A 19,359-nucleotide genomic window follows, 5' to 3' on the forward strand; every position below is an offset into this window, starting at 1 on the left:
AGCTTGACGTTCGGAGGAACGGGCTTCGGGCTGGTCCACGCCGTCGCGATGACGAACTGCGTCTCGGGGAACTGCCGCGCGGCCTCGACGAGCGGCGCGTAGTCGCGCCCGCTGTCGCCGCCCGCAAAGACATGCCCCTCATTTGCAGGCTCTTCGCCCGCCAGTTCTTCGTCGGTGACGTGATGATAGCAGAGGCACACTCCGACCTTGTCCGGATTGATGCCCCAGAGACCCGGGAAAACGTCGCGGTCATCGCTCGAGTAGACGATGTAGCGATCAACCGCTCGGTCGACGAGATCGATGAGCGCTCTTTCAAAGAGGCCTCGCGCGCCCGGGCGCGGCGCCCACATGTCACCTTGCAAGACGAGGATCGGGCGACGGCTCTTTGGAAGAAGCGCGAGAAGCGCGCAGGCGATGAGGTCAGGGTGCAGCCGGCCCGACACGCTGTCGAGCAGGAGCATGCGCTCCGTCCTCGCGGCCTTGAGGACTCGCCAGAGCCTCACGACCTCGCCCCGCAGTCGATGGCGCGCCGGTCCCCGATAGGGGCGATCGAGGGTGCGCACGCGGTCGCCCCAACTGTCGAACTTGAGCGTGGATGTAAAGACTGCCGAACGTTGCATGGGCCTGTCCATACTCGGTACAACTTGCCGCGCATAAACGCTTAACCAATAATACCAACGCATTGACTGCTCGATTGCTCGAGTACGCGCTTAGTGCGTCAGAGCATGGACAAATGACCCAGCGGAAACTTGATACCCCTCAATTCACGGCTCGCCCGAGGGATCGCGCTGGCCGGGACCGCTACAGCCATCCGCCTTGACCGCCAGGTTCACTGGAGGTCCAACGAACCGCCGCTCGCGAGCCCTCCGGACCAGGCGCCGATCAGATTGTGCGAAGTAATCCGATCGGATCACGCGTATTCCATCTCGATTTTGGAGACGGCTTCATCCCTGAAAGCCAGCGGTTCTGGGTTTCCAGGCTCGGCCCTGCGAGCCGTCCCGGAACGACGGCCCGCTTTCGCGCGAAATCAGCACATTCCGGAGAGCCCGCCTCTCAACGCCCCGCCAGCTCCGCCTCGACCCCGGCGATCAGCTTGCTGAGCAGGCCGGCGAGCGCCTCCCGCTCCGTCGCATCGAGTCCGCGCAGGAACCTCGCCTCGCTCGCCATGTCGGTGCGGAACGCCGTCTCGGCCAGTGCCGCCCCGGCCTCCGTCAGGACGACCTGCACGCTGCGCCCGTCATGGGGCGATTTCTCGCGCCGGATCAGGCCCGCCTTCTCCAGCCGGTCGAGCCGGTGGGTGAGCCCGCCCGAGGAGATCATCAGCAGCGAATACATCTCGGTCGGCGTCAGCCTGTAGGGCGCTCCGGAGCGGCGCAGCGTCGCGATCACGTCGAACTCGCCGCGGTCGAGCCCGAAGCCGGCGAAGGTCGCCTCGATGCTCGGCCGCACCATGTTGCCGAGCCGGAAGGCCCGGCCGAGGATCGCCATCGGCTCGGTGTCGAGATCGGGCAGCTCCCGCGCCCATTGCGCGCGTAGCCGGTCGACATGATCGCTGCGCGCGCCGCCCGCCGGCCTGTCGGATTCGCCCGTCATGTCCGTACCTTGCCCCTGCCTCGGCCGTCGCTGCCCCGAGAGCGACAGATACACCGCCCTCGCCTCCCGGCCAAGATAGCTCGACGCGAAGAGATTTTGTCTTGACAGGAAGATATCATCATCGATATAACTTCTCGCGAAGATAGTTTTAGCCGCTGCGGCGGCCTAGGAGGGAGGCGCGGAGATGTTCAAGGTCCTTCGTCATGACGAGCAGCAGGTCGGCCAGAACCGCACGGTCCGGTTCGAGGGGCAGGAGCTTGGCGGCCCGGTCTCCTTCTTCCTGGTCGACGCCGAGCCGGGCCGCGGCTCGGCCATGCATGTCCACCCCTATTCCGAGACCTGGATCGTCCGGAAGGGCGAGGCCGAGTTCACCGTCGGCGGGCAGACGGCCCGCGGCTATCCCGGCGACATCGTCGTCGCCGCGGCTGACATCCCGCACCGCTTCCTCAATGTCGGCGAAGGCCGGCTCGAGCTCGTCTGCATCCACCCCAGCGAGCGCATCCTGCAAGAGAATCTCTGAACGGAACCTCTGAACCTGACTGCCCCTAAAAACCGCGAAAGGAGAACGACCATGCCCAGGACCATTTTCATCAACCTGCCCGTCAAGGACATCGCCGCGGCGACCCGCATCTATGAGGCGATCGGCTGCAAGCAGAACCCGGACTTCAGCGACCACCAGGCCTCGAGCATGGTCTGGTCCGAGACCATCACCTTCCAGCTGCTGGCCCGCGATTATTTCGCGACCTTCATCTCGAAGCCGATCGCCGACGCCCATGCCGGCGCGCAGGTCCTGCTGGCGCTGACGCTGGAGAGCCGCGCCGAGGTCGACGCCACGGTCGAGGCCGTGGCCGCCGCCGGCGGCAAGGCCGATCCGCGCCCGGCCATGGACATGGGCTGGCTCTACAACCGCGCCTTCGAAGACGCCGACGGCCACACCTTCGAGGCCGTCTTCGCCGACATGGCGGCGATGCCGGCGGGAGAGTGAGAGGCGCCAACAAGAACCCCTCTCCTGGAAGGAGAGGGGTAGGGGTGAGGTGTAGGTCAGAAATCGCTGGCCTGAACCAAGGTGCGCGGTAAGCGCCCGCCTTACTGGTCCAACGGCCTACCCCTCACCCTGCCCTCTCCCTCCAGGAGAGGGTTTTTCGCGCAGCAATTCCTTTCGGGTGGCGCCCGAACCGCGCCCTACCCCCTCTCCCCCTGCGGGAGAGGGCTGGGGTGAGGGGTCGCGCGACATTGAAAAGCGACCGCCCCTGCCTTGGTCAAATTCCGGAAAGCGCCGCGCGACCCCTCATCCGTCTCGGCTTCGCCGAGCCACCTTCTCCCGCAAGGGGAGAAGGGACGCCAACGGGGATAACCCGCTAAACAATCCCCGCTTCCCGAACCTGCTCTATGTTCTCGCCGTCCCGCCCGAACCGAGGGGGCTTCGCGAGGCGTCAAGAGGCCGGGCGGGAGAGCGGTGTCCGTGGCGAAAGAGCTTCGCAAGCTCGAAGTAGCGCGGAGGGGTTTCGTCGTTCGGGGCAGGCACCCCGGTCCAGCCGGACGCAACACACGGCGAAGTCTCATAGAGAATCGCGCGCGGGGTTCGGGCAGTGGCCAGTGGCGCTGCTTCGACACATCGACATCGACATCGGCACGCAGCCGTCGACTGCGACGCCGCCCGACCCCGCGCCTCCCTCGGATGGCGTTCAGCGCAAACCCTCGCGACGCAAGCCGGCGGGGTCGTCGATCATGGTCAGGCTGCCTTGGCGGTCTTCGTCGGCTTCGCGATCTCGATGCGATTGCGGCCCAGTGTCTTGGCCCTGTAGAGGGCGCGGTCCGCTGCAGCCAGGAGCTCGCCGAGATCGGTCTCGCCGGCTCTGGCCTCCGCAAGACCGATGCTGACAGTGGCCGGAATGCCGAGCCCATCGCTTCGCGCGGCCTGCTCGGCAAAGCGCCGGGCGATGCCTTGTCCGACCGTGGCAGCACCCTCCCCGCCGATATTCGGCAGCAGGATCGCGAATTCCTCGCCCCCGAGACGGGCGCTCATGGCGTCGGGCCCGGCGGTCTCGCGGGCGATGTCGGCGAAGAGCTTCAGGACGCGGTCGCCCGCATCGTGCCCGTACTTGTCGTTGACGGCCTTGAAGTGGTCGAGATCGATGGCGAGCAGGGCGTACGGAATGCCGGTCCTGGTCCGGCCGAGCAGCGCGGGTCCGAGCTCGAAGAAGGCCTGGCGGTTGCTGAGGCCGGTGAGGAAATCGGTGCGGGAGGCGGCGAGGAGCCGGGCCCTGTCCTCCTCGCGCACGAGCAGCAGGAGGGACATCGGCATCGCGACGGTGAACAGCACGGCCTCGTACATCGTGATCTCGGCGACGACGGGCAGGACCCTGTCGCCATGGAGCGCGGCGACGACCGGCACGACGAATGTGCGAGCGCCGTAGAAGGCGCAGTGGCAGACGAAGACGGCGACCGCGATCGGGCGGGAACGCAGCCCTTTCGCCGTGCCGCTGCGAAACAGCGCAAGGGCGGTGAAGGCGCAGATGATCGCGATCGGCAGCGAGCTGACATGGTTCCAGAAGATGCGGCCCAGGCCCGTGCCGGCGACGAACCATGCCGCGGCGATGGCGGCGAGGAGACCTGCGACGAGACCGGGGCGCAGCGCCTTGCCGTCCAGCGCCAGAGCTCCCTGCAGCACCAGCATGTAGCCGAGCACCATCACGACATTGGTGAGAGCCGGGCCGGACACGCCTGGAAACATGTGCCGGTTCATCGCAAGGACGCAGCCGATGGCGAACACGCAATAGGCCAAAGCCCAGATGCCGAGCTCCCGCGACCGCAGAACCTGCGCCTTCCGCTCCCACAGCGTCATCGCGGCCGCGACGAGCAGCGTTCCGATGGTCAGGTACCAGAGGGTCGGAAGATCCATCGTATCGTCAGCGGCGCCCGTTATCGATTTCAGGCGTGGCCGAGCGCGTCGCACTCGCCCACGGTGCGAGGCCCAAGCTGGCGCGAATGGGTTAATTTCCGCTTGTGGAATGCGGCGCTGGCTGACGAAACGTTATCGACGGAGATTGGCTGACCCGGGATCAATTCCTGCGCAGGATCTTATCCATCGCCTTTCCCCGCGCCAGCTCATCGACCAGCTTATCCAGGTAGCGAATGTCCTGCATGGTCGGCTCCGCGATATCCTCGACCCGGACACCGCAAACCACGCCCTTGATCAAGGCTCTCGAAGGATTGAGCTGAGGGGCTTCTGCAAGGAAGGTTTCAAAGTCGGTCTTCTTGTCCAACTGAGCTTGCAGGTCCCTCTCGCCATAACCCGTCAGCCAGGAGATGATCTGATCGACCTCCGCTTTCGTGCGGCCCTTCTTTTCCGCCTTCGCGACATAGAGGGGATAAACGCTTGCGAAGCTGATCGTATAGACTCGGTGTTTTGCCATGAATGCCTGCTCCTGAGCCCGCTTTCTCCAGCCGCCCACCCCCTAAAACCCCCTCCCCGCCAGCTCCCGCTCGGCCTCGGTGACATAGTCCCGGATCACCGGCACGGCGCTCTTGTGCTGCCCGAGCAGGAGCTGGAAGACCATGTCGCCGCCGATATCGAAGGAGATCGAGCAGGCGCCGAGATAGAATTCCCACATTCGCGCGAAGCGCTCGCCCAGCATCGCCACCACCTCCTCGCGCCTGGCCATGAAGCGCTCGCGCCAGGCTTCCAGCGTCCAGTGGTAGTGCCGCCGCCAGAACTCGCAGTCCGACGACCACAGCCCGGTCTGCTCGACCGCGGCAAACACCTCCGACATGGCCGGCGCATAGCCGCCCGGGAAGATGTACTTTTCGAAGAACGGCCCGGTGAAGCCCGGCGGCCCGACGCGGCCGATGCAATGCACCAGCGCGATCCCCTCGGGCGTCAGCAGGTCGCGGATTTTCTCGAAGTATTCGAGGTAATGTGCGACGCCGACATGCTCCATCATGCCGACCGAGACGACGCGGTCGAACGAGCCGGTCAGCTCGCGATAGTCCTTGTTGACGAACGTCACCTTGTCGGCGACGCCCGCCGCCTCGGCGCGCTGCTGCGCGGCCGCCATCTGGTCCGGCGAGACGTTGAGGCCCGTGACCGTCGCCCCGCAGGCCTTGGCGAGATAGATCGCAAGCTCGCCCCAGCCCGAGCCGATGTCGAGCACGCTCATGCCGGGCTCGATCCCGAGCTTGGCCGCGATGTGCCTGAGCTTCGCCTTCTGCGCGTTCTCCAGCCCGACATCCGGAGAATGCCAGTACCCGCAGGAATAGGTCATCGTCTCGTCGAGCCAGAGCCGGTAGAACTCGGTCGGGATGTCGTAGTGATGCGCGACCTTCTTGCCAGCAGTGCCGAGCGGATTGTGCATGCGCAAGCGCCGGATGCGGAAACGGATGTTCCGGATCGCCTTCTGCAGCGGATGCTTGCGCATCTCCTTGCGCTGCAGCCAGAACAGGCTGAGCAGATCGTGGATGGTCGAGCCGTCCTCGAAATTCACCCGGCCGTCCATATAGCCCTCGGCCAGGGCGAGCTCGGGATTGAGGAAGATCTCGCGCTCGATCCTGTCGTCGGTGAAGCGCACCGTGACAGCAGGCGCGGTCTTCATCTGGCCGGCGAACAGGATCGGCCCCGGTCCCGGGCCGAAGACATGGCGCTTGCCGTCCGGCGTGATCACCGTGAGGCGTCCCTGGCGGACGAAGCGTTTCAGAAGGCGCGGCAGAAGCAGCATGCAAATCCCCCCTCAGCCAGCAAGTTTAGGCCGAGCCGGCAACCCAAGGGAATGCCGGGAGGCGCCGGGCCGCGATGACGTGGCCGAGTGTTGCACGGCGACCATAAGGGCAGTTGCCGAGCCCTCGGCTGAAAGCGTAGTCCTGAGGCCGGACGCGGGCGCGGGGCCCGCCATCGGCGAATGACGAGACCCATGTCCTGGCGCGATTTCTGGAACGGCGAGCACGCGATCTATGTCTCGCCCCGGCACAAGCTGCTGCATTACCGGCAGATCGCCACCGACCTGATCCGCCATATCCCGGCGTCGGACGCCGTCGTGCTCGACCATGGCTGCGGCGAGGCGCTGGCGGCCGACCGGGTCGCCGCCGCCTGCGGCCGGCTCTATCTCTGCGAGGCGGCGGCGAGCGTGCGCGAGAAGCTGCGCGCCATGTTCGGCGCGGTCGGCACGATCCATGTCGTCTCGCCCGAGGAGGTCGAGGCGCTGCCCGAGGGCACGCTCGATCTCGTCGTCGCCAATTCGCTGATCCAATATCTCAGCCAGCAGGAGCTCGGCCAGCTCCTCGCGCTCTGGCGGCGCAAGCTGAAGCCCGGCGGCAAGCTCGTCCTCGCCGACGTGATCCCGCCCGATATCAGCCCGCTGACCGACGCGACCCAGCTTCTCGCCTTCGCCTGGCGCGGCGGCTTTCTGACCGCGGCGCTCGGTGGGCTCGTGCGCACCGCCTTCTCGGATTACCGCAAGCTGCGCGCCGAATACGGGCTCTCGACCTATAGCGAGCCGGCGATCACCCTGCTGATCCGCGAGGCCGGCTATCAGGATATCGAGCGCCAGCCGAATTTCGGCCACAACCCCCACCGGATGACCTTCTCGGCCCGTAGCCCCGGCTGAGCTACCAGACGCCTGCCGTCATCGCGAGCGCAGCGAAGCGATCCGGGAGGATGCGCTCTACGGCCCCTGGATTGCTTCGTCGGCTGCGCCACCTCGCAATGACGCTGCGCGCTAAGCGCCGGCGCGGTCGGCGAAGGAGAAGAACTTGTGGCCGAGGAAGGAGAACACCATCACGATCAGGGTGGTGACGACCTGCATCGGCAGATAGGGCAGCCCGGCGCGCGCCACGAAGAGATGCATCAGGATGCCGGTCAGCACGAAGCCGCCGGCCGCGATCAGCGCGAAGCGCCAGGTCGCCTGGGCATGGCTATGGGTGGCCTCAAAAGTCAGCCAGCGGTTGAGCGTGTAGGAGACGACCGCGCCGAGCGTGAAACCGGCCAGCGTCGCCGGTACGGGATCGACGCCGCCGAGCTCGACCAGCCCGATCAGCAGCGCGTAATGCGCGACCGCGGTGACGCCGCCCGAGAAGACATAAGCAAGGATCTGGCGGGAATGGCGGGGGAATCGCGAGAGCGGCATCCGGGCAGTCTATAGCCCGGATGCCGAAGGATTGCTTACGCGGTCGGCCGCCTCACCCCGCGTCGCCGCCACCGGCGAGATTGGCCGGCATGCCGCCGACCGGCATGTCGAGCCCCTGCTTCAGCGTGTCGAGATGATACTCCCGGATGCGGCCGTTCGTCGGGTCGCTGACGAAGGCGCTGTTGCCGACGATGCCGAGGCTCGGCGTCGGCGTCTTCGCCCCGTACTGGCAGTCGAAGGCCGGGACCGCGTCGAAGGTGGCGAGCTCCTTCCAGCTCGCGATCTCGTAGACGCGCAGCTTCCCGTCCGGCGTCAGGTTGGCGAGCCGCCCGCCGCCGGCATCGAGATCGAACTGGCAGGCCGGCTGGCCGCCTGGCACCGCCAGGATGTCGCCTTCCGCCAGCGAGGCTGCCGCCGGGTCGATCCGCAACAGCGCCGTATAGGGGCCTTTCGCGCCGTAATTGCCGACGAGATGGCGCCCGCCTGCCCGGCCCTTGATGGCGCTGACGCGGCGCTCGTCGGGATAGGCGAGCTTGCGCCCGGCCCAGCCGCGGCCGCGCTCCTGCGACAGCACGAGCATCCCGCCCTCGGTGCCCTCAGTGCAGCCGAAGACATGGCGGCCCTTGCTCTCGGCATAGCCATGGAAGAGCTTGCAGGACGCCCCGGCCCGAACCGGATCGTTGAAGCTCGCCAGCCGCTTCCAGCCTTTGCCGCGCTGGAGGATCTCGAAACCGTCCGGCCGCGACGAGGCGCTGCGATCCTCGCCCTTCGCATAGACCGGGTTGGGCACCGAGATCAGCGCCTGCCCGCGCCCGAGCGGCACGGCGATGCCGTGCTGCGGCGCCGGGCTCGCCCAGGTCTCGCTCGCCGGCGCCTTGCGGTCGAGGCTCTTGAGCTCGACGAACACCGCCCTGGGCTCGCTCTTGCGCTCCCAGGGCCGGTCGCCGTCGAAGAACAGCGCGACCTGCCCGTGCTTCGAGATGACATGGGCCGGGCGGTCGCCCGTCACGGAGAAGTCGAGCAGCTTCACCTCGCCTTTGTCGATATCGACATGATCGCCATGGGATTCGTAGCGCAGCCCGGTATCGAGGAAGCGCAGCGTTCCAGCCTCGTCGCCGGTCTTGACCACGACGAAGCGGCCGCCCTCGGTGGAGGCGAAACCGGGATTGGGCTTCGGCATGTCGAAGCTGTGCGTCACCTCGCCGGTATCGAGATCGAGCACGCGCACCACCGGCTTCTCGTGATCGGCGAAGACCAGCCGCCCGCGCAGGACGGTGTGGTCATGGGCGACAGCACCCGTGCAACCGAAAATGAGGGCGAGCGCGGCACCCGCCGCGAAATAAAAACGCATCATCGTCTCCTGTGAGCAAGGTTGTGAGGCCGGCCTGCCGCGCAGGCCGGAAAGGTCAGGCCGCTTCGGCCCGGCGCCAGACCGGGAACGGGTCCGGCAGGTTGCGGTAGCGCTCGGGCCTGAAGGCAATCGTCGGCGTCTCGCCGACGAGGCAGGCATCGAGCGCCGCGCGGATGGCGGCTTCGTCCATGCCTGAGCCGATGAAGACCAGCTCCTGGCGCCGGTCGCCCCAGACCGAATGCCAGTTGCGGTTCAGGATCGATTTCCATTCGGGATGGTCCGGCCAGCGCGAGCGAGGCACCGCCGCCCACCAGAAGCCCATCGCCTCGGTCCGGCAGACGCTGCCGGCGAGCGACATCTCGCCGACCCAATCCGGCCGCGTCGCCAGCCAGAAATGGCCCTTGGCGCGGATCAGGCCCGGCCAGGTCCGGGCCAGGACCTCGCTGAATGCCTCGGGATGGAACGGCCGCCGCGCCCGGTAGACGAAGGAGGAGATGCCGTATTCCTCGGTCTCCGGCACATGCTCGCCGAAACCGTAGAGCTCCTTGTGCCAGAGCGGGTGCGCTTGCGCCTTCTCATGATCGAACAGGCCGGTGTCGAGTATCGCCTCGAGCGGCGCGCGGCCGAAATCGGTCTCGACCTGCCGCGCGTCCGGATTGAGCGCCCGCACGATCTTGCGCACGAGCTCGCGCTGCGCGGCCGGCACCTCCGAGACCTTGTTGATGACCACGACATCGGCGAATTCGATCTGTTCGACCAGGAGATCGACCAGGGTCCGCTCGTCGCCCGCGCCTGCCGTCTCGCCGCGCTCGCGCAGGAACTCGCGCGAGCCGTAATCCTTCATCAGGTTGATGGCGTCGACCACGGTCACCATCGTGTCGAGCCGGGCGACATCGGACAGGCTGCGGCCGTCCTCGTCGCGGAATTCGAAGGTGGCCGCGACCGGCAGCGGCTCGGCGATGCCGGTGCCCTCGATCAGCAGGTAGTCGTAGCGCCCCTCCTCCGCGAGCCGGCGCACCTCGGCGAGCAGGTCGTCGCGCAAGGTGCAGCAGATGCAGCCATTGCTCATCTCGACCAGCGTCTCGTCGGTGCGCGAGAGCCCGCCGCCGCCCTCGCGTACAAGGTCGGCGTCGATATTCACCTCGCTCATGTCGTTGACGATGACCGCGACCTTGCGGCCCTCGCGGTTGTTCAGGACGTGGTTGAGCAGCGTCGTCTTGCCAGCCCCGAGGAAGCCGGAGAGCACGGTGACGGGAAGGCGCGAATCCATGAGGCGTCCATCTATGCAATGTTACAACATTACATAAACCGCATCACCGAAACTTGGCAAGCCGCTTTCCGGCTCAACGCCCTGCGATCAATCCAGCGTGGAGACGCGCGGTATCGAAGCGTCCCGGCGCGCGGTCTCGATCGCGCTCTCGAGCAGGCCGGGGAAGCGGGCGCCGAACTCCTCGCGCCTCAGGCTGAGATAGCGCACCGTGCCCTCGATCCGCATCCGGGTGATCCCCGCCTCGCGCAGCTTGGCGAAATGGTAGGAGAGCAGCGAGGGCGAGGCGAGCTCGGTGAAATTGCCGCAGCGCGCCTTGTCGATCTCCGTGACATCGGCGAGCGCGAGCAGGATGCCGAGCCGGATCGGATCGGCCAGCGCAGCGAAGACATCGGCGACGGCGACGTCGTCGATCTCGGGATGAACCACCGCTTTCATGACGATTTGACATAGGCGACGCCGCCGCTCCTGACAAGATTCAACATTTCTTGAAATTAGCCTTGACGCGTCGCCGGCGGCGGCTATATTTCAACGATCATTGAAATTGTAAGGACTGTCCGATGGACACCCGTCTCCTTTGGCTCGCCGGCGGCGCTTTCGCCATCGGCACCGGCAGCCTCATCATCACCGGCATCCTGCCCGATCTCGCCACGGCCTTCGGCGCCTCGCTCGACACCGCCGGCCTGCTGCTCTCGCTCTTCGCCATCGCCTATGCGATCGGCTCCCCCATCCTCTCGACTTTGCTCGGCGAGGTCGACCGGCGCACGGTGCTGGCCGGCTCGCTTTCGGTCTTCGCGCTCGCCAACCTACTGGCCGCCTTCGCCGCCGATTTCAGCTTGCTGATGGCCGCGCGCATCCTGATGGCGCTCGCTGCGGGCACCTTCATGCCCGCCGCCAACGCCGTCGCAGTCGCGCTGGTGCCGCCGGAACGGCGCGGCCGGGCGATCGCGCTCGTCACCGGCGGCATGACGATCTCGCTCATTCTCGGTGTGCCGCTCGGCACCGCCGTCACCTCCTGGGGCGGCTGGCATTTCGCCTTCCTGCTGGTGGCGCTGGTCGGCGCGCTCGCCGTCATCGGGCTGATCGCGAAACTGCCCGCCGGCCTGCCGCGCGGCAGCAACACCATGACCGAGCGCCTGCAGATCGCCCGCCGTCCCGACGTGCTGCTTGCCCTGGGCACGACCATGCTTTGGACGACCGGCGCCTTCGCGCTCTACACCTATGTCGCGCCCTTCCTCACCACCCATGCCGGCATCACCGGCATCTGGCTGAGCGTCGCGCTGGTCGTCTCCGGCATCGGCTCGGCACTCGGCAACCAGCTCGGCGGCATGGCGAGCGACCGATTCGGGCCGGAGCGCAGCCTGCCGGTCGTGCTCTCCGTGCTGGCGCTGTCGCTGGCGGGTTTCTCGCTGATGGCGCTGACGCTGACGCCGGCCGCGGCGCTGTTCGTGGCGCCCGCGATCCTGTTCGTCTGGAGCATGGCCGGCTGGGCCGGCCACCCCGCGCAGATGTCGCGGCTCGCGGCGATGGCGCCCGACGGGACGGTGGTCGCGCTCTCGCTCAATGCCTCGGCGCTCTATGTCGGCATCGCCGCCGGCTCGGTGCTCGGCCAGCTCACCCTGCGCCATGGAGAGTCGTGGCAGCTCGGCTTCGTCGGCGCGCTCTGCGAGCTCGGCGCGCTGGCCCTGCTCTGGATCTCGATCCGGCAGCGCAAGGCGGTGCGCCGCGACCTCGAGATCGCCAGCGTCCCGGCGCCCGCGCCTGTGCGTTGAGCGCGCGGGGCGCGCTTTTCCCTTCCTTCCGCCGCCATCCCCCTCTATAGCGAGCGCCTAGCATTCATTCAGGCGCTCGCTGGCCCTCCCTTTCGCTTGAACGGGACCGTCCGGCGCGCGCCCGCACAGCACCGGCCGGACCCATGCCCAAGCGCACAGACATCGAGACGATCCTGATCATCGGCGCGGGCCCGATCATCATCGGCCAGGCCTGCGAGTTCGACTATTCCGGCACCCAGGCCTGCAAGACGCTGAAGGCCGAAGGCTACCGCATCGTCCTGGTCAACTCGAACCCGGCGACGATCATGACCGATCCGGATCTCGCCGATTCGACCTATGTCGAGCCGATCACGCCCGAGATCGTCGCCAAGATCATCGAGAAGGAGCGCCATGTCGCCCCCGGCGGCTTCGCCCTGCTGCCGACCATGGGCGGCCAGACCGCGCTGAACTGCGCGCTCTCGCTCAAGAAGATGGGCGTGCTGGAAAAATTCGACGTCGAGATGATCGGCGCCACCGCCGAGGCCATCGACAAGGCCGAGGACCGCGAGCAGTTCCGCGAGGCGATGACCAAGATCGGCCTCGACACGCCGCGCTCGCACCATATCAAGACGCTCGGCCAGGCACTCGACGCGCTCGAGGATATCGGCCTGCCGGCGATCATCCGCCCCTCCTTCACCATGGGCGGCACCGGCGGCGGCATCGCCTACAACAAGGGCGAGTTCATCGACATCGTCGAGCGCGGCATCGACGCCTCCCCGACCAGCGAGGTGCTGATCGAGGAGAGCGTGCTCGGCTGGAAGGAATACGAGATGGAGGTCGTTCGGGATAAGGCCGACAACTGCATCATCGTCTGCTCGATCGAGAACATCGACCCGATGGGCGTCCATACCGGCGATTCGATCACCGTCGCCCCGGCGCTGACGCTGACCGACAAGGAATACCAGATCATGCGCGACGCCTCGCTGGCGGTGCTGCGCGAGATCGGCGTCGAGACCGGCGGCAGCAATGTTCAGTTTGCCGTCGATCCTGCCACCGGCCGGATGATCGTCATCGAGATGAACCCGCGCGTCTCGCGTTCTTCGGCGCTCGCCTCGAAGGCGACCGGCTTCCCGATCGCCAAGGTCGCGGCCCGGCTCGCCGTCGGCTACACGCTCGACGAGATCGAGAACGACATCACCGGCGGCGCGACGCCGGCCTCGTTCGAGCCGACGATCGACTACGTCGTCACCAAGATCCCGCGCTTCGCCTTCGAGAAGTTCCCCGGCTCCGAGCCGACGCTGACCACCGCGATGAAATCGGTCGGCGAGGCGATGGCGATCGGCCGGACCTTCCAGGAATCGCTGCAGAAGGCGCTGCGCTCGCTGGAGACCGGCCTCGACGGGCTCGACGAGATCGAGGTCGAGGGCCTCGGCCATGGCGACGACAGGAACGCGATCAAGGCGGCGCTCTCGATCCCGACGCCGGACCGCATCCTCCATGTCGCCCAGGCGATGCGCTTCGGCTTCACCGACGAGCAGATCCACGAGAGCTGCAAGATCGACCCCTGGTTCCTCGCCCAGATGCGCGGCATCGTCGAGACCGAGGAGAAGGTGCGCGCCCACGGCCTGCCGCAGACCCCGGCGGCCTTCCGCCGGATCAAGGCGATGGGCTTCTCCGACAAGCGCCTCGCCGCGCTCACCAACCTGACCGAGGCCGAGGTCAAGCAACGCCGGCGCGGGCTCGACGTGCGCCCGGTCTACAAGCGCATCGACACCTGCGCCGCCGAGTTCGCCTCGCCGACGGCCTATATGTACTCGACCTATGCGATGCCCTTCGCCGGCAAACCGGCGGACGAGGCCAATCCCTCCGAGCGCAAGAAGGTCGTCATCCTCGGCGGCGGACCCAATCGCATCGGCCAGGGCATCGAGTTCGACTATTGCTGCTGCCATGCCTGCTACGCGCTGCGCGACGCCGGCTACGAGACCATCATGGTCAATTGCAATCCCGAGACGGTCTCGACCGACTACGACACCTCCGACCGGCTCTATTTCGAGCCGCTGACCGCCGAGGACGTGCTCGAGATCCTCGAAACCGAGAAGAGCAAGGGCACCTTGCACGGCGTCATCGTCCAGTTCGGCGGCCAGACGCCGCTGAAGCTGGCGCATGCGCTGGAAGAGGCCGGCATCCCGATCCTCGGCACCTCGCCCGACATGATCGATCTCGCCGAGGACCGCGACCGCTTCAAGCGCCTGCTCGACAAGCTGCACCTGAAGCAGCCCAAGAACGGCATCGCCTATTCGGTCGAGCAGGCCCGCATGATCGTGGCCGAGCTCGGCCTGCCCTTCGTCGTGCGCCCCTCCTATGTGCTCGGCGGCCGCGCCATGGCGATCATCCGCGACGAGGAGCAGTTCGAGGACTATTTGCTCGGCACCCTGCCCTCGCTGATCCCGTCGGAGGTCAAGGCCAAGTACCCGAACGACAAGACCGGGCAGATCAACACCGTCCTCGGCAAGAACCCGCTGCTCTTCGACCGCTACCTCTCGGATGCGATCGAGGTCGATGTCGATTGCCTCAGCGACGGCAAGGACGCCTTCATCGCCGGCATCATGGAGCATATCGAGGAGGCCGGCATCCATTCCGGCGATTCGGCCTGCTCGCTGCCGCCGCGCTCGCTCTCGCTCGCGACCATCGCCGAGCTGGAGCGCCAGACCAAGGCCATGGCGCTGGCGCTCGATGTCGGCGGGCTGATGAACGTGCAATACGCCATCCAAAACGGCGTCATCTACGTGCTCGAGGTCAATCCACGCGCCTCGCGCACCGTGCCCTTCGTCGCCAAGGTCATCGGCGAGCCGATCGCCAAGATCGCGGCGCGGATCATGGCCGGTGAGAGCCTGGCGAGCTTCGGCCTGAAGCCTGCGACGCTGACCCATGTCGGCGTCAAGGAGGCGGTCTTCCCCTTCGCGCGCTTCCCGGGCGTCGACGTGCTGCTCGGCCCCGAGATGCGCTCGACCGGCGAGGTCATCGGGCTCGACCGCTCCTTCGACATCGCCTTCGCCAAGAGCCAGCTCGGGGCCGGCTCCAAGGTGCCGGTCAAGGGCACAGTCTTCGTCTCGGTGCGCGACGAGGACAAGCCGCGCATCGTGCCCAGCATGCGCATCCTGTCCGAGCTCGGCTTCCGCATCCTGGCGACCGGCGGCACGCTGCGCCTGCTGCAGGAGGAAGGCATTCCCGCCGCCAAGATCAACAAGGTCCTGGAAGGCCGCCCGCATGTCGTCGACGCGATCAAGAACGGCGAGATCCAGCTCGTCTTCAACACCACCGACGGGCCGCAGGCGCTCGCCGACTCGCGCTCGCTCCGACGCACGGCCCTCTTGCACAAGGTCCCCTATTATACCACCTTGGCTGGAGCGATCGCCGCAGCGGAAGGCATCAAGGCCTATTGCAGCGGCGATCTCGAAGTACGATCGCTGCAATCCTACTTCGTGCGCGCCGCCTGAACGGGCGGACGCCGAAGCAGTTTAAAAAAACGATCGGAAGTGGAGTGCGCAGGCCGCGAGCGACGCGGCCGGCGGCGCCCGGCTTTCGCAATTGGGACGAGATGATGGACAAGGTTCCTATGACGGTGAGCGGCTTCGCCGCTCTGGAGGTCGAGCTGAAGCAGCGCCAGCAGGTCGAGCGCCAGCGCATCATCCAGGCGATCTCGGAAGCGCGCGCGCTCGGCGATCTCTCGGAGAACGCCGAGTATCACGCCGCCAAGGAAGCGCAGTCCCTCAACGAAGGCCGCATCATGGAGCTCGAATCGCTGATCGGCCGGGCCGACATCATCGACGTCACCAAGCTCAACGGCGACACGATCAAGTTCGGCGCCACCGTCCAGCTCATCGACGACGACACCGAGGAAGAGAAGCGCTACCAGATCGTCGGAGAGCCGGAGGCGGATGTCCGCTCCGGCAAGGTCTCGATCGGCTCGCCGATCGCGCGCGCGCTGATCGGCAAGAAGGTCGGCGACTCGGTGCAGGTCAACACGCCCGGCGGCGGCAAGTCCTACGAGGTCGTCAGCGTCAGCTTCCGCTGATCGCGGCGGCATGGAAATGGCGCGCCGATGCATTATCTTCGGATGATGCATCGGGAGACATGCTCATGACCACGCGTCGCGCCTTTCTCGCTCTTTCGCTCGCAGCGCCCGCGCTTGCGCTCGCGCCCGTCGGCGCAGCCTTGGCGCAGGCGCCGGGCCCCATCGGCGGCATAAGGGTCGATGTCTCGCGCCTCGTCGAGCAGGGCTGGGGCGAGCATGCCCGTGCGATCGGCGCCGGGCTCGAGCGCGAGCTGCGCACGGCCTTCGGCGGCGACATCCGCCGCGGCGGACCGACCCTGGTCGTCTCGGTGCGCCAGGTCTTCCTCAACAGCTATGCCGGCAATGGTGGCGGCGGCGGGCGCTGGGGCGGCGGCGATGGCGGCGCCAGCAGCGACAGCTTCGAGAGCCAGGCCTCGCTTGTCGGGCGCGGCAACCGGGTGCTGGCGACCTATCCAGTGCTCTCGACCGTGCCGGCGAGCTCGGCCGGTCCCTGGTACCTGCCCGATATCGACAAGCGCCGGATCGAGAACCTGATCCGGCACAATGCCGGCTGGATCAAGCGCTACGTCGCCGGCTGAGGCGCGTTCACGAGATCGGGATCAGGGCCTGAAACGGCCGGCGCTCGTGACTAGCTCTCCAGAGCGACATGGCCCGGCGGCCGAGCCCGCCCGGCCTCACCGACAGGAGAGAACCATGCTCGATCGCCGCAACCTTCTCGCCGCCGCACTTGGCGGCGGCGCCTTCGTGCTGGCGGGCGTCCCGGCCATGGCCGCAGCCGGCGGCGTCACGGTCGATGTCTCGCGCCTCGTCGAACAGGGCTGGGGAACCAATGCCGGCATCGTCAAGGCCGGGCTGGAGCGGGAACTCGCCGGCGCCGGCAATGGCGCGCGTCTCGTCGTCTCCGTGCTGCGCATCAGCATGCCGAGCTATTCGGGCGGCGGCAGCGCCGGCGTGGGCGGCGGCGGCGGCAACGATAACATGGAGACCGAGGCCCGCCTGATCGGCGCCGACGGCCGGGTTCTCGCGAGCTATCCGATCCTGTCCTCGTCCCCAGCCTCCTCGGGAGGAGCCTGGTACGATTCCGGCAGCGACGCGCGCCGGCTCGACAGCCTGATCCGCAACAATGCCGGCTGGATCAGGCGCTATGTCGGCGGCTGAGCGGCCGGCCGCCTGATCTCGAAGGCGGTCTTGCCGCGCGCGAAGCCGCAGGACTCGTAGAACCGAAATACGGCCTCGTCCTTGCGCCCGGTCAGCAGCATCACCTTGTAGCAACCGGCGGCCCAGGCCTCGTCGAACGCGGCCTGGATGACGCGCTTGCCGATGCCGCGGCCGCGCATCGCCGCCAGCGTCACGACATTCTCGATGATGGCGAAGGGACTCTGGTTGCGTGTCAGATTGGGCACGATCACCAGCACGCAGGTCGAGACCGCGCGGCCGTCGAGTTCGGCGACATGCAGGCTCATCATCTCGCTGCCGAGAATTTTGGCCCAGGTGTCGGTTGCATCTTCGGCCAGCGGCAGCCGGTCCGTGGCGCTCAGCTCGGCATAGAGCGCCAGGATCGCCGGCAGATCGGCGGCAACGGCCTTGCGGATGATGGGCTGCATCGGCTTCCCGGCATCATCCCAGCGGCACGATCGGCTCGTCCTTGACCCGATCGAGCGCGAGCGCCGTGCGGACATTGCGGACATTGGGCAGCGCCGTGAGATCGCCGACGAAATCCTGAAAAGCCTTCAGGTCGGGCGCGACGCATTTGAGGATGAAGTCGATATCCCCCGACAGCGTCCAGCATTCCCGCACCGCGTCCCACTCGCGGATGCGGCCCTGAAAGGCCGCGAGATCGGCCTCGGCCTGGCTAGCGAGATGGACGAAGGCGAAGCAGACGACCTCGAGGCCGAGCTTGCGCTCGTCGAGCTGCGCGCGATAGCCGGTGATCAGCCCCGCTTCCTCCAGCGCCCGCACCCGCCTCAGGCAGGGCGGCGGCGAGATGCCGACGCGGCTCGCCAGCTCGACATTGGTCATCCGCCCATCGGCCTGGAGTTCGCGCAGGATGCGCAGGTCGATATCGTCGAGTTTGGAACGCACGAATTTCCCCGAGCCCAAGGTCGCGCTGGTGTAGACGCAGCGTTGGGGCGATACAAGGCATCAGCCATGCCAGCCTCCGGAACCGCGCCCTTGCCCGCCGAGCCATCCCCGACCATCTGGGTTCTCACCGACGGCAAGGCGGGCGACGAGGTCCAGTGCCTTGGCGTCGCCGAGCGGCTGGGCGCGACGCCCGAGGTACGGCGCGTCGCTCCCGGCAGGCCCTGGGCCTGGCTGATGCCGCGCGGGCCGATCGACCCGCGCGAGGGCCCCGACCGGCCGGGCAGCCCGATCCGCCCCCCCTTCCCCGATATCGTCATCGCCTCGGGGCGGCGCGCCGTCGCCTATCTTCGCGCCGTCAAGAAGGCCTCGAACGGCCGCGCCTTCACCGTCTTCCTCAAGGACCCGCGCATCGGCACCACTGCGGCGGACCTGATCTGGGTCGCCGAGCACGATCGCCTGCGCGGCGACAATGTCCTGGTGACCGTGACCTCGCCGCACCGGCTTGCGCCGGGGCAATTGGGCGCCGCCAAACGCCATCCCCCTCCCGCGCTCGCAGCTCTGCCCGGTCCGCGCGCGGCGGTCCTTGTCGGCGGCGACAGCCGCCACCACCGCTTCCGGCCCGACGACGTCGTTCGGTTCGCCGGGCTGCTCGACAGGCTCGCCGCCTCCGGGGTGGCGCTGATGGGCTCGCGCTCGCGACGCACGCCGGCAGCGCTCGACAAGGCCGTGGCGGAGGTCTTCGCGCGCCATGGCGGCTGGTGGTGGGACGGGACCGGCCCCAACCCCTATGTGCCGCTGCTCGCCAATGCCGACGCCGTGGTGGCGACGGCCGATTCGACCAACATGATCGGCGAGGCCGCCGCCACCGGCGCGCCGATCCTCGTCTTCGAGCCGCATGGCGGCCATGGCAAGCTGGCGAAATTCCTGGAAGCGCTCAAGCGCCAAGGCGCTGTGCATCATTTCGAGGGGCGGCTTGATGGCGCCCGCTATGTCCCGATAGACTCAACCGGCGTCATCGCGGAAGCGGTGCGCCAGGGCTGGTTGCGGCATCGCGCCGAACTCGGCCTCGCCTGAACTTGACCCGGGCCGCCCTTGCGCCCGGCGCGCGAGACCGTATCTGA

Annotated in this window: 20 protein-coding genes; 9 read left to right on the forward strand and 11 right to left on the reverse strand. The window is 67.4% G+C overall.

Going from position 1 to position 19,359, the window contains the following annotated elements:
• Together ACTIF2_RS13530 and ACTIF2_RS13535 are read right to left on the reverse strand one after the other, a co-directional pair.
• Window positions 1-461 (reverse strand): hypothetical protein (locus ACTIF2_RS13530; protein ID WP_439497607.1); only part of this gene is annotated, 461 nt, incomplete at its 3' end.
• A gap of 592 nt (window positions 462-1,053) precedes the next feature.
• Window positions 1,054-1,593, reverse strand: a complete 540-nt coding sequence (locus tag ACTIF2_RS13535; RefSeq protein ID WP_439497608.1) for a MarR family winged helix-turn-helix transcriptional regulator — start codon at window positions 1,591-1,593, stop codon at window positions 1,054-1,056.
• A 184-nt stretch (window positions 1,594-1,777) separates the two neighbouring features.
• Here ACTIF2_RS13535 and ACTIF2_RS13540 point away from each other — a divergent pair, with 184 nt between their 5' ends.
• Together ACTIF2_RS13540 and ACTIF2_RS13545 are read left to right on the forward strand one after the other, a co-directional pair.
• On the forward strand, window positions 1,778-2,113 hold the full coding sequence (locus ACTIF2_RS13540) for a cupin domain-containing protein (protein ID WP_439497609.1): 336 nt from the start codon (window positions 1,778-1,780) through the stop codon (window positions 2,111-2,113).
• Window positions 2,114-2,164: 51 nt separating this feature from the next.
• Window positions 2,165-2,578, forward strand: a complete 414-nt coding sequence (locus ACTIF2_RS13545) for a VOC family protein (protein ID WP_439497610.1) — start codon at window positions 2,165-2,167, stop codon at window positions 2,576-2,578.
• Between the two features lie 747 nt (window positions 2,579-3,325).
• Here ACTIF2_RS13545 and ACTIF2_RS13550 read toward each other — a convergent pair.
• The 3 genes from ACTIF2_RS13550 to ACTIF2_RS13560 all read right to left on the reverse strand — a co-directional run bounded on the left by ACTIF2_RS13550 (window position 3,326) and on the right by ACTIF2_RS13560 (window position 6,308).
• Window positions 3,326-4,495: a GGDEF domain-containing protein gene (locus ACTIF2_RS13550; RefSeq protein ID WP_439497611.1), complete on the reverse strand. Its 1,170-nt coding sequence runs from the start codon at window positions 4,493-4,495 to the stop codon at window positions 3,326-3,328.
• A 160-nt stretch (window positions 4,496-4,655) separates the two neighbouring features.
• A complete protein-coding gene (locus ACTIF2_RS13555) occupies window positions 4,656-5,009 on the reverse strand; it encodes a DUF2200 domain-containing protein (RefSeq protein ID WP_439497612.1) in 354 nt (117 codons plus the stop codon).
• 42 nt (window positions 5,010-5,051) lie between these two features.
• Complete coding sequence (locus ACTIF2_RS13560; protein ID WP_439497613.1) at window positions 5,052-6,308, reverse strand: class I SAM-dependent methyltransferase; 1,257 nt, start codon at window positions 6,306-6,308, stop codon at window positions 5,052-5,054.
• Window positions 6,309-6,500: 192 nt separating this feature from the next.
• Here ACTIF2_RS13560 and ACTIF2_RS13565 point away from each other — a divergent pair, with 192 nt between their 5' ends.
• A complete protein-coding gene (locus ACTIF2_RS13565; protein ID WP_439497614.1) occupies window positions 6,501-7,193 on the forward strand; it encodes a class I SAM-dependent methyltransferase in 693 nt (230 codons plus the stop codon).
• A 111-nt stretch (window positions 7,194-7,304) separates the two neighbouring features.
• On the opposite strand, the gene ACTIF2_RS13570 is transcribed toward ACTIF2_RS13565, so the two are convergent.
• The 4 genes from ACTIF2_RS13570 to ACTIF2_RS13585 form a co-directional block, all read right to left on the reverse strand.
• The gene (locus tag ACTIF2_RS13570; RefSeq protein ID WP_439497615.1) at window positions 7,305-7,712 is read right to left on the reverse strand and encodes a GtrA family protein; all 408 of its coding nucleotides are present in this window, start codon (window positions 7,710-7,712) and stop codon (window positions 7,305-7,307) included.
• A gap of 52 nt (window positions 7,713-7,764) precedes the next feature.
• On the reverse strand, window positions 7,765-9,066 hold the full coding sequence (locus ACTIF2_RS13575) for a hypothetical protein (protein ID WP_439497616.1): 1,302 nt from the start codon (window positions 9,064-9,066) through the stop codon (window positions 7,765-7,767).
• A gap of 52 nt (window positions 9,067-9,118) precedes the next feature.
• The gene (gene zigA, locus ACTIF2_RS13580) at window positions 9,119-10,333 is read right to left on the reverse strand and encodes a zinc metallochaperone GTPase ZigA (RefSeq protein ID WP_439497617.1); all 1,215 of its coding nucleotides are present in this window, start codon (window positions 10,331-10,333) and stop codon (window positions 9,119-9,121) included.
• Between the two features lie 87 nt (window positions 10,334-10,420).
• Window positions 10,421-10,768, reverse strand: a complete 348-nt coding sequence (locus ACTIF2_RS13585) for an ArsR/SmtB family transcription factor (RefSeq protein ID WP_439497618.1) — start codon at window positions 10,766-10,768, stop codon at window positions 10,421-10,423.
• Window positions 10,769-10,890: 122 nt separating this feature from the next.
• On the opposite strand from ACTIF2_RS13585, the gene ACTIF2_RS13590 reads away from it, so the two are divergent.
• The 5 genes from ACTIF2_RS13590 (at window position 10,891) to ACTIF2_RS13610 (ending at window position 17,314) form a co-directional block, all read left to right on the forward strand.
• Window positions 10,891-12,102: an MFS transporter gene (locus ACTIF2_RS13590; RefSeq protein ID WP_439497619.1), complete on the forward strand. Its 1,212-nt coding sequence runs from the start codon at window positions 10,891-10,893 to the stop codon at window positions 12,100-12,102.
• 143 nt (window positions 12,103-12,245) lie between these two features.
• Window positions 12,246-15,578, forward strand: coding sequence for a carbamoyl-phosphate synthase large subunit (gene carB / locus ACTIF2_RS13595; RefSeq protein ID WP_439497620.1), 3,333 nt, complete (start codon window positions 12,246-12,248; stop codon window positions 15,576-15,578).
• 104 nt (window positions 15,579-15,682) lie between these two features.
• A complete protein-coding gene (gene greA, locus ACTIF2_RS13600) occupies window positions 15,683-16,156 on the forward strand; it encodes a transcription elongation factor GreA (RefSeq protein WP_439497621.1) in 474 nt (157 codons plus the stop codon).
• Window positions 16,157-16,221: 65 nt separating this feature from the next.
• Complete coding sequence (locus ACTIF2_RS13605) at window positions 16,222-16,734, forward strand: hypothetical protein (RefSeq protein ID WP_439497622.1); 513 nt, start codon at window positions 16,222-16,224, stop codon at window positions 16,732-16,734.
• 115 nt (window positions 16,735-16,849) lie between these two features.
• Window positions 16,850-17,314: a hypothetical protein gene (locus ACTIF2_RS13610; protein WP_439497623.1), complete on the forward strand. Its 465-nt coding sequence runs from the start codon at window positions 16,850-16,852 to the stop codon at window positions 17,312-17,314.
• On the opposite strand, the gene ACTIF2_RS13615 is transcribed toward ACTIF2_RS13610, so the two are convergent.
• Both ACTIF2_RS13615 and ACTIF2_RS13620 read right to left on the reverse strand, forming a co-directional pair.
• Window positions 17,299-17,760 carry a GNAT family N-acetyltransferase gene (locus ACTIF2_RS13615; protein WP_439497624.1) on the reverse strand — a complete coding sequence of 154 codons (462 nt, stop codon included), beginning with the start codon at window positions 17,758-17,760 and terminating at the stop codon, window positions 17,299-17,301. The two genes, ACTIF2_RS13610 and ACTIF2_RS13615, sit on opposite strands and share 16 nt — an antisense overlap.
• A gap of 13 nt (window positions 17,761-17,773) precedes the next feature.
• The gene (locus tag ACTIF2_RS13620; RefSeq protein WP_439497625.1) at window positions 17,774-18,238 is read right to left on the reverse strand and encodes an Lrp/AsnC family transcriptional regulator; all 465 of its coding nucleotides are present in this window, start codon (window positions 18,236-18,238) and stop codon (window positions 17,774-17,776) included.
• A gap of 66 nt (window positions 18,239-18,304) precedes the next feature.
• On the opposite strand from ACTIF2_RS13620, the gene ACTIF2_RS13625 reads away from it, so the two are divergent.
• The gene (locus tag ACTIF2_RS13625; RefSeq protein WP_439497626.1) at window positions 18,305-19,312 is read left to right on the forward strand and encodes a mitochondrial fission ELM1 family protein; all 1,008 of its coding nucleotides are present in this window, start codon (window positions 18,305-18,307) and stop codon (window positions 19,310-19,312) included.
• The last annotated feature ends 47 nt before the right edge of the window (window positions 19,313-19,359 follow it).

The sequence above is a fragment of the Allobosea sp. genome (genome assembly GCF_051860145.1).
In the GTDB taxonomy this organism is placed as follows: Bacteria; Pseudomonadota; Alphaproteobacteria; order Rhizobiales; family Beijerinckiaceae; genus Allobosea.

Coding starts and splice junctions, on each gene's coding strand:
- ACTIF2_RS13535 (WP_439497608.1), bottom strand. CDS start 1,593: ATGACGGGCGAATCCGACAGGCCGGCGGGCGGCGCGCGCAGCGATCAT.
- ACTIF2_RS13540 (WP_439497609.1), top strand. CDS start 1,778: ATGTTCAAGGTCCTTCGTCATGACGAGCAGCAGGTCGGCCAGAACCGC.
- ACTIF2_RS13545 (WP_439497610.1), top strand. CDS start 2,165: ATGCCCAGGACCATTTTCATCAACCTGCCCGTCAAGGACATCGCCGCG.
- ACTIF2_RS13550 (WP_439497611.1), bottom strand. CDS start 4,495: ATGGATCTTCCGACCCTCTGGTACCTGACCATCGGAACGCTGCTCGTC.
- ACTIF2_RS13555 (WP_439497612.1), bottom strand. CDS start 5,009: ATGGCAAAACACCGAGTCTATACGATCAGCTTCGCAAGCGTTTATCCC.
- ACTIF2_RS13560 (WP_439497613.1), bottom strand. CDS start 6,308: ATGCTGCTTCTGCCGCGCCTTCTGAAACGCTTCGTCCGCCAGGGACGC.
- ACTIF2_RS13565 (WP_439497614.1), top strand. CDS start 6,501: ATGTCCTGGCGCGATTTCTGGAACGGCGAGCACGCGATCTATGTCTCG.
- ACTIF2_RS13570 (WP_439497615.1), bottom strand. CDS start 7,712: ATGCCGCTCTCGCGATTCCCCCGCCATTCCCGCCAGATCCTTGCTTAT.
- ACTIF2_RS13575 (WP_439497616.1), bottom strand. CDS start 9,066: ATGATGCGTTTTTATTTCGCGGCGGGTGCCGCGCTCGCCCTCATTTTC.
- zigA (WP_439497617.1), bottom strand. CDS start 10,333: ATGGATTCGCGCCTTCCCGTCACCGTGCTCTCCGGCTTCCTCGGGGCT.
- ACTIF2_RS13585 (WP_439497618.1), bottom strand. CDS start 10,768: ATGAAAGCGGTGGTTCATCCCGAGATCGACGACGTCGCCGTCGCCGAT.
- ACTIF2_RS13590 (WP_439497619.1), top strand. CDS start 10,891: ATGGACACCCGTCTCCTTTGGCTCGCCGGCGGCGCTTTCGCCATCGGC.
- carB (WP_439497620.1), top strand. CDS start 12,246: ATGCCCAAGCGCACAGACATCGAGACGATCCTGATCATCGGCGCGGGC.
- greA (WP_439497621.1), top strand. CDS start 15,683: ATGGACAAGGTTCCTATGACGGTGAGCGGCTTCGCCGCTCTGGAGGTC.
- ACTIF2_RS13605 (WP_439497622.1), top strand. CDS start 16,222: ATGACCACGCGTCGCGCCTTTCTCGCTCTTTCGCTCGCAGCGCCCGCG.
- ACTIF2_RS13610 (WP_439497623.1), top strand. CDS start 16,850: ATGCTCGATCGCCGCAACCTTCTCGCCGCCGCACTTGGCGGCGGCGCC.
- ACTIF2_RS13615 (WP_439497624.1), bottom strand. CDS start 17,760: ATGCAGCCCATCATCCGCAAGGCCGTTGCCGCCGATCTGCCGGCGATC.
- ACTIF2_RS13625 (WP_439497626.1), top strand. CDS start 18,305: ATGCCAGCCTCCGGAACCGCGCCCTTGCCCGCCGAGCCATCCCCGACC.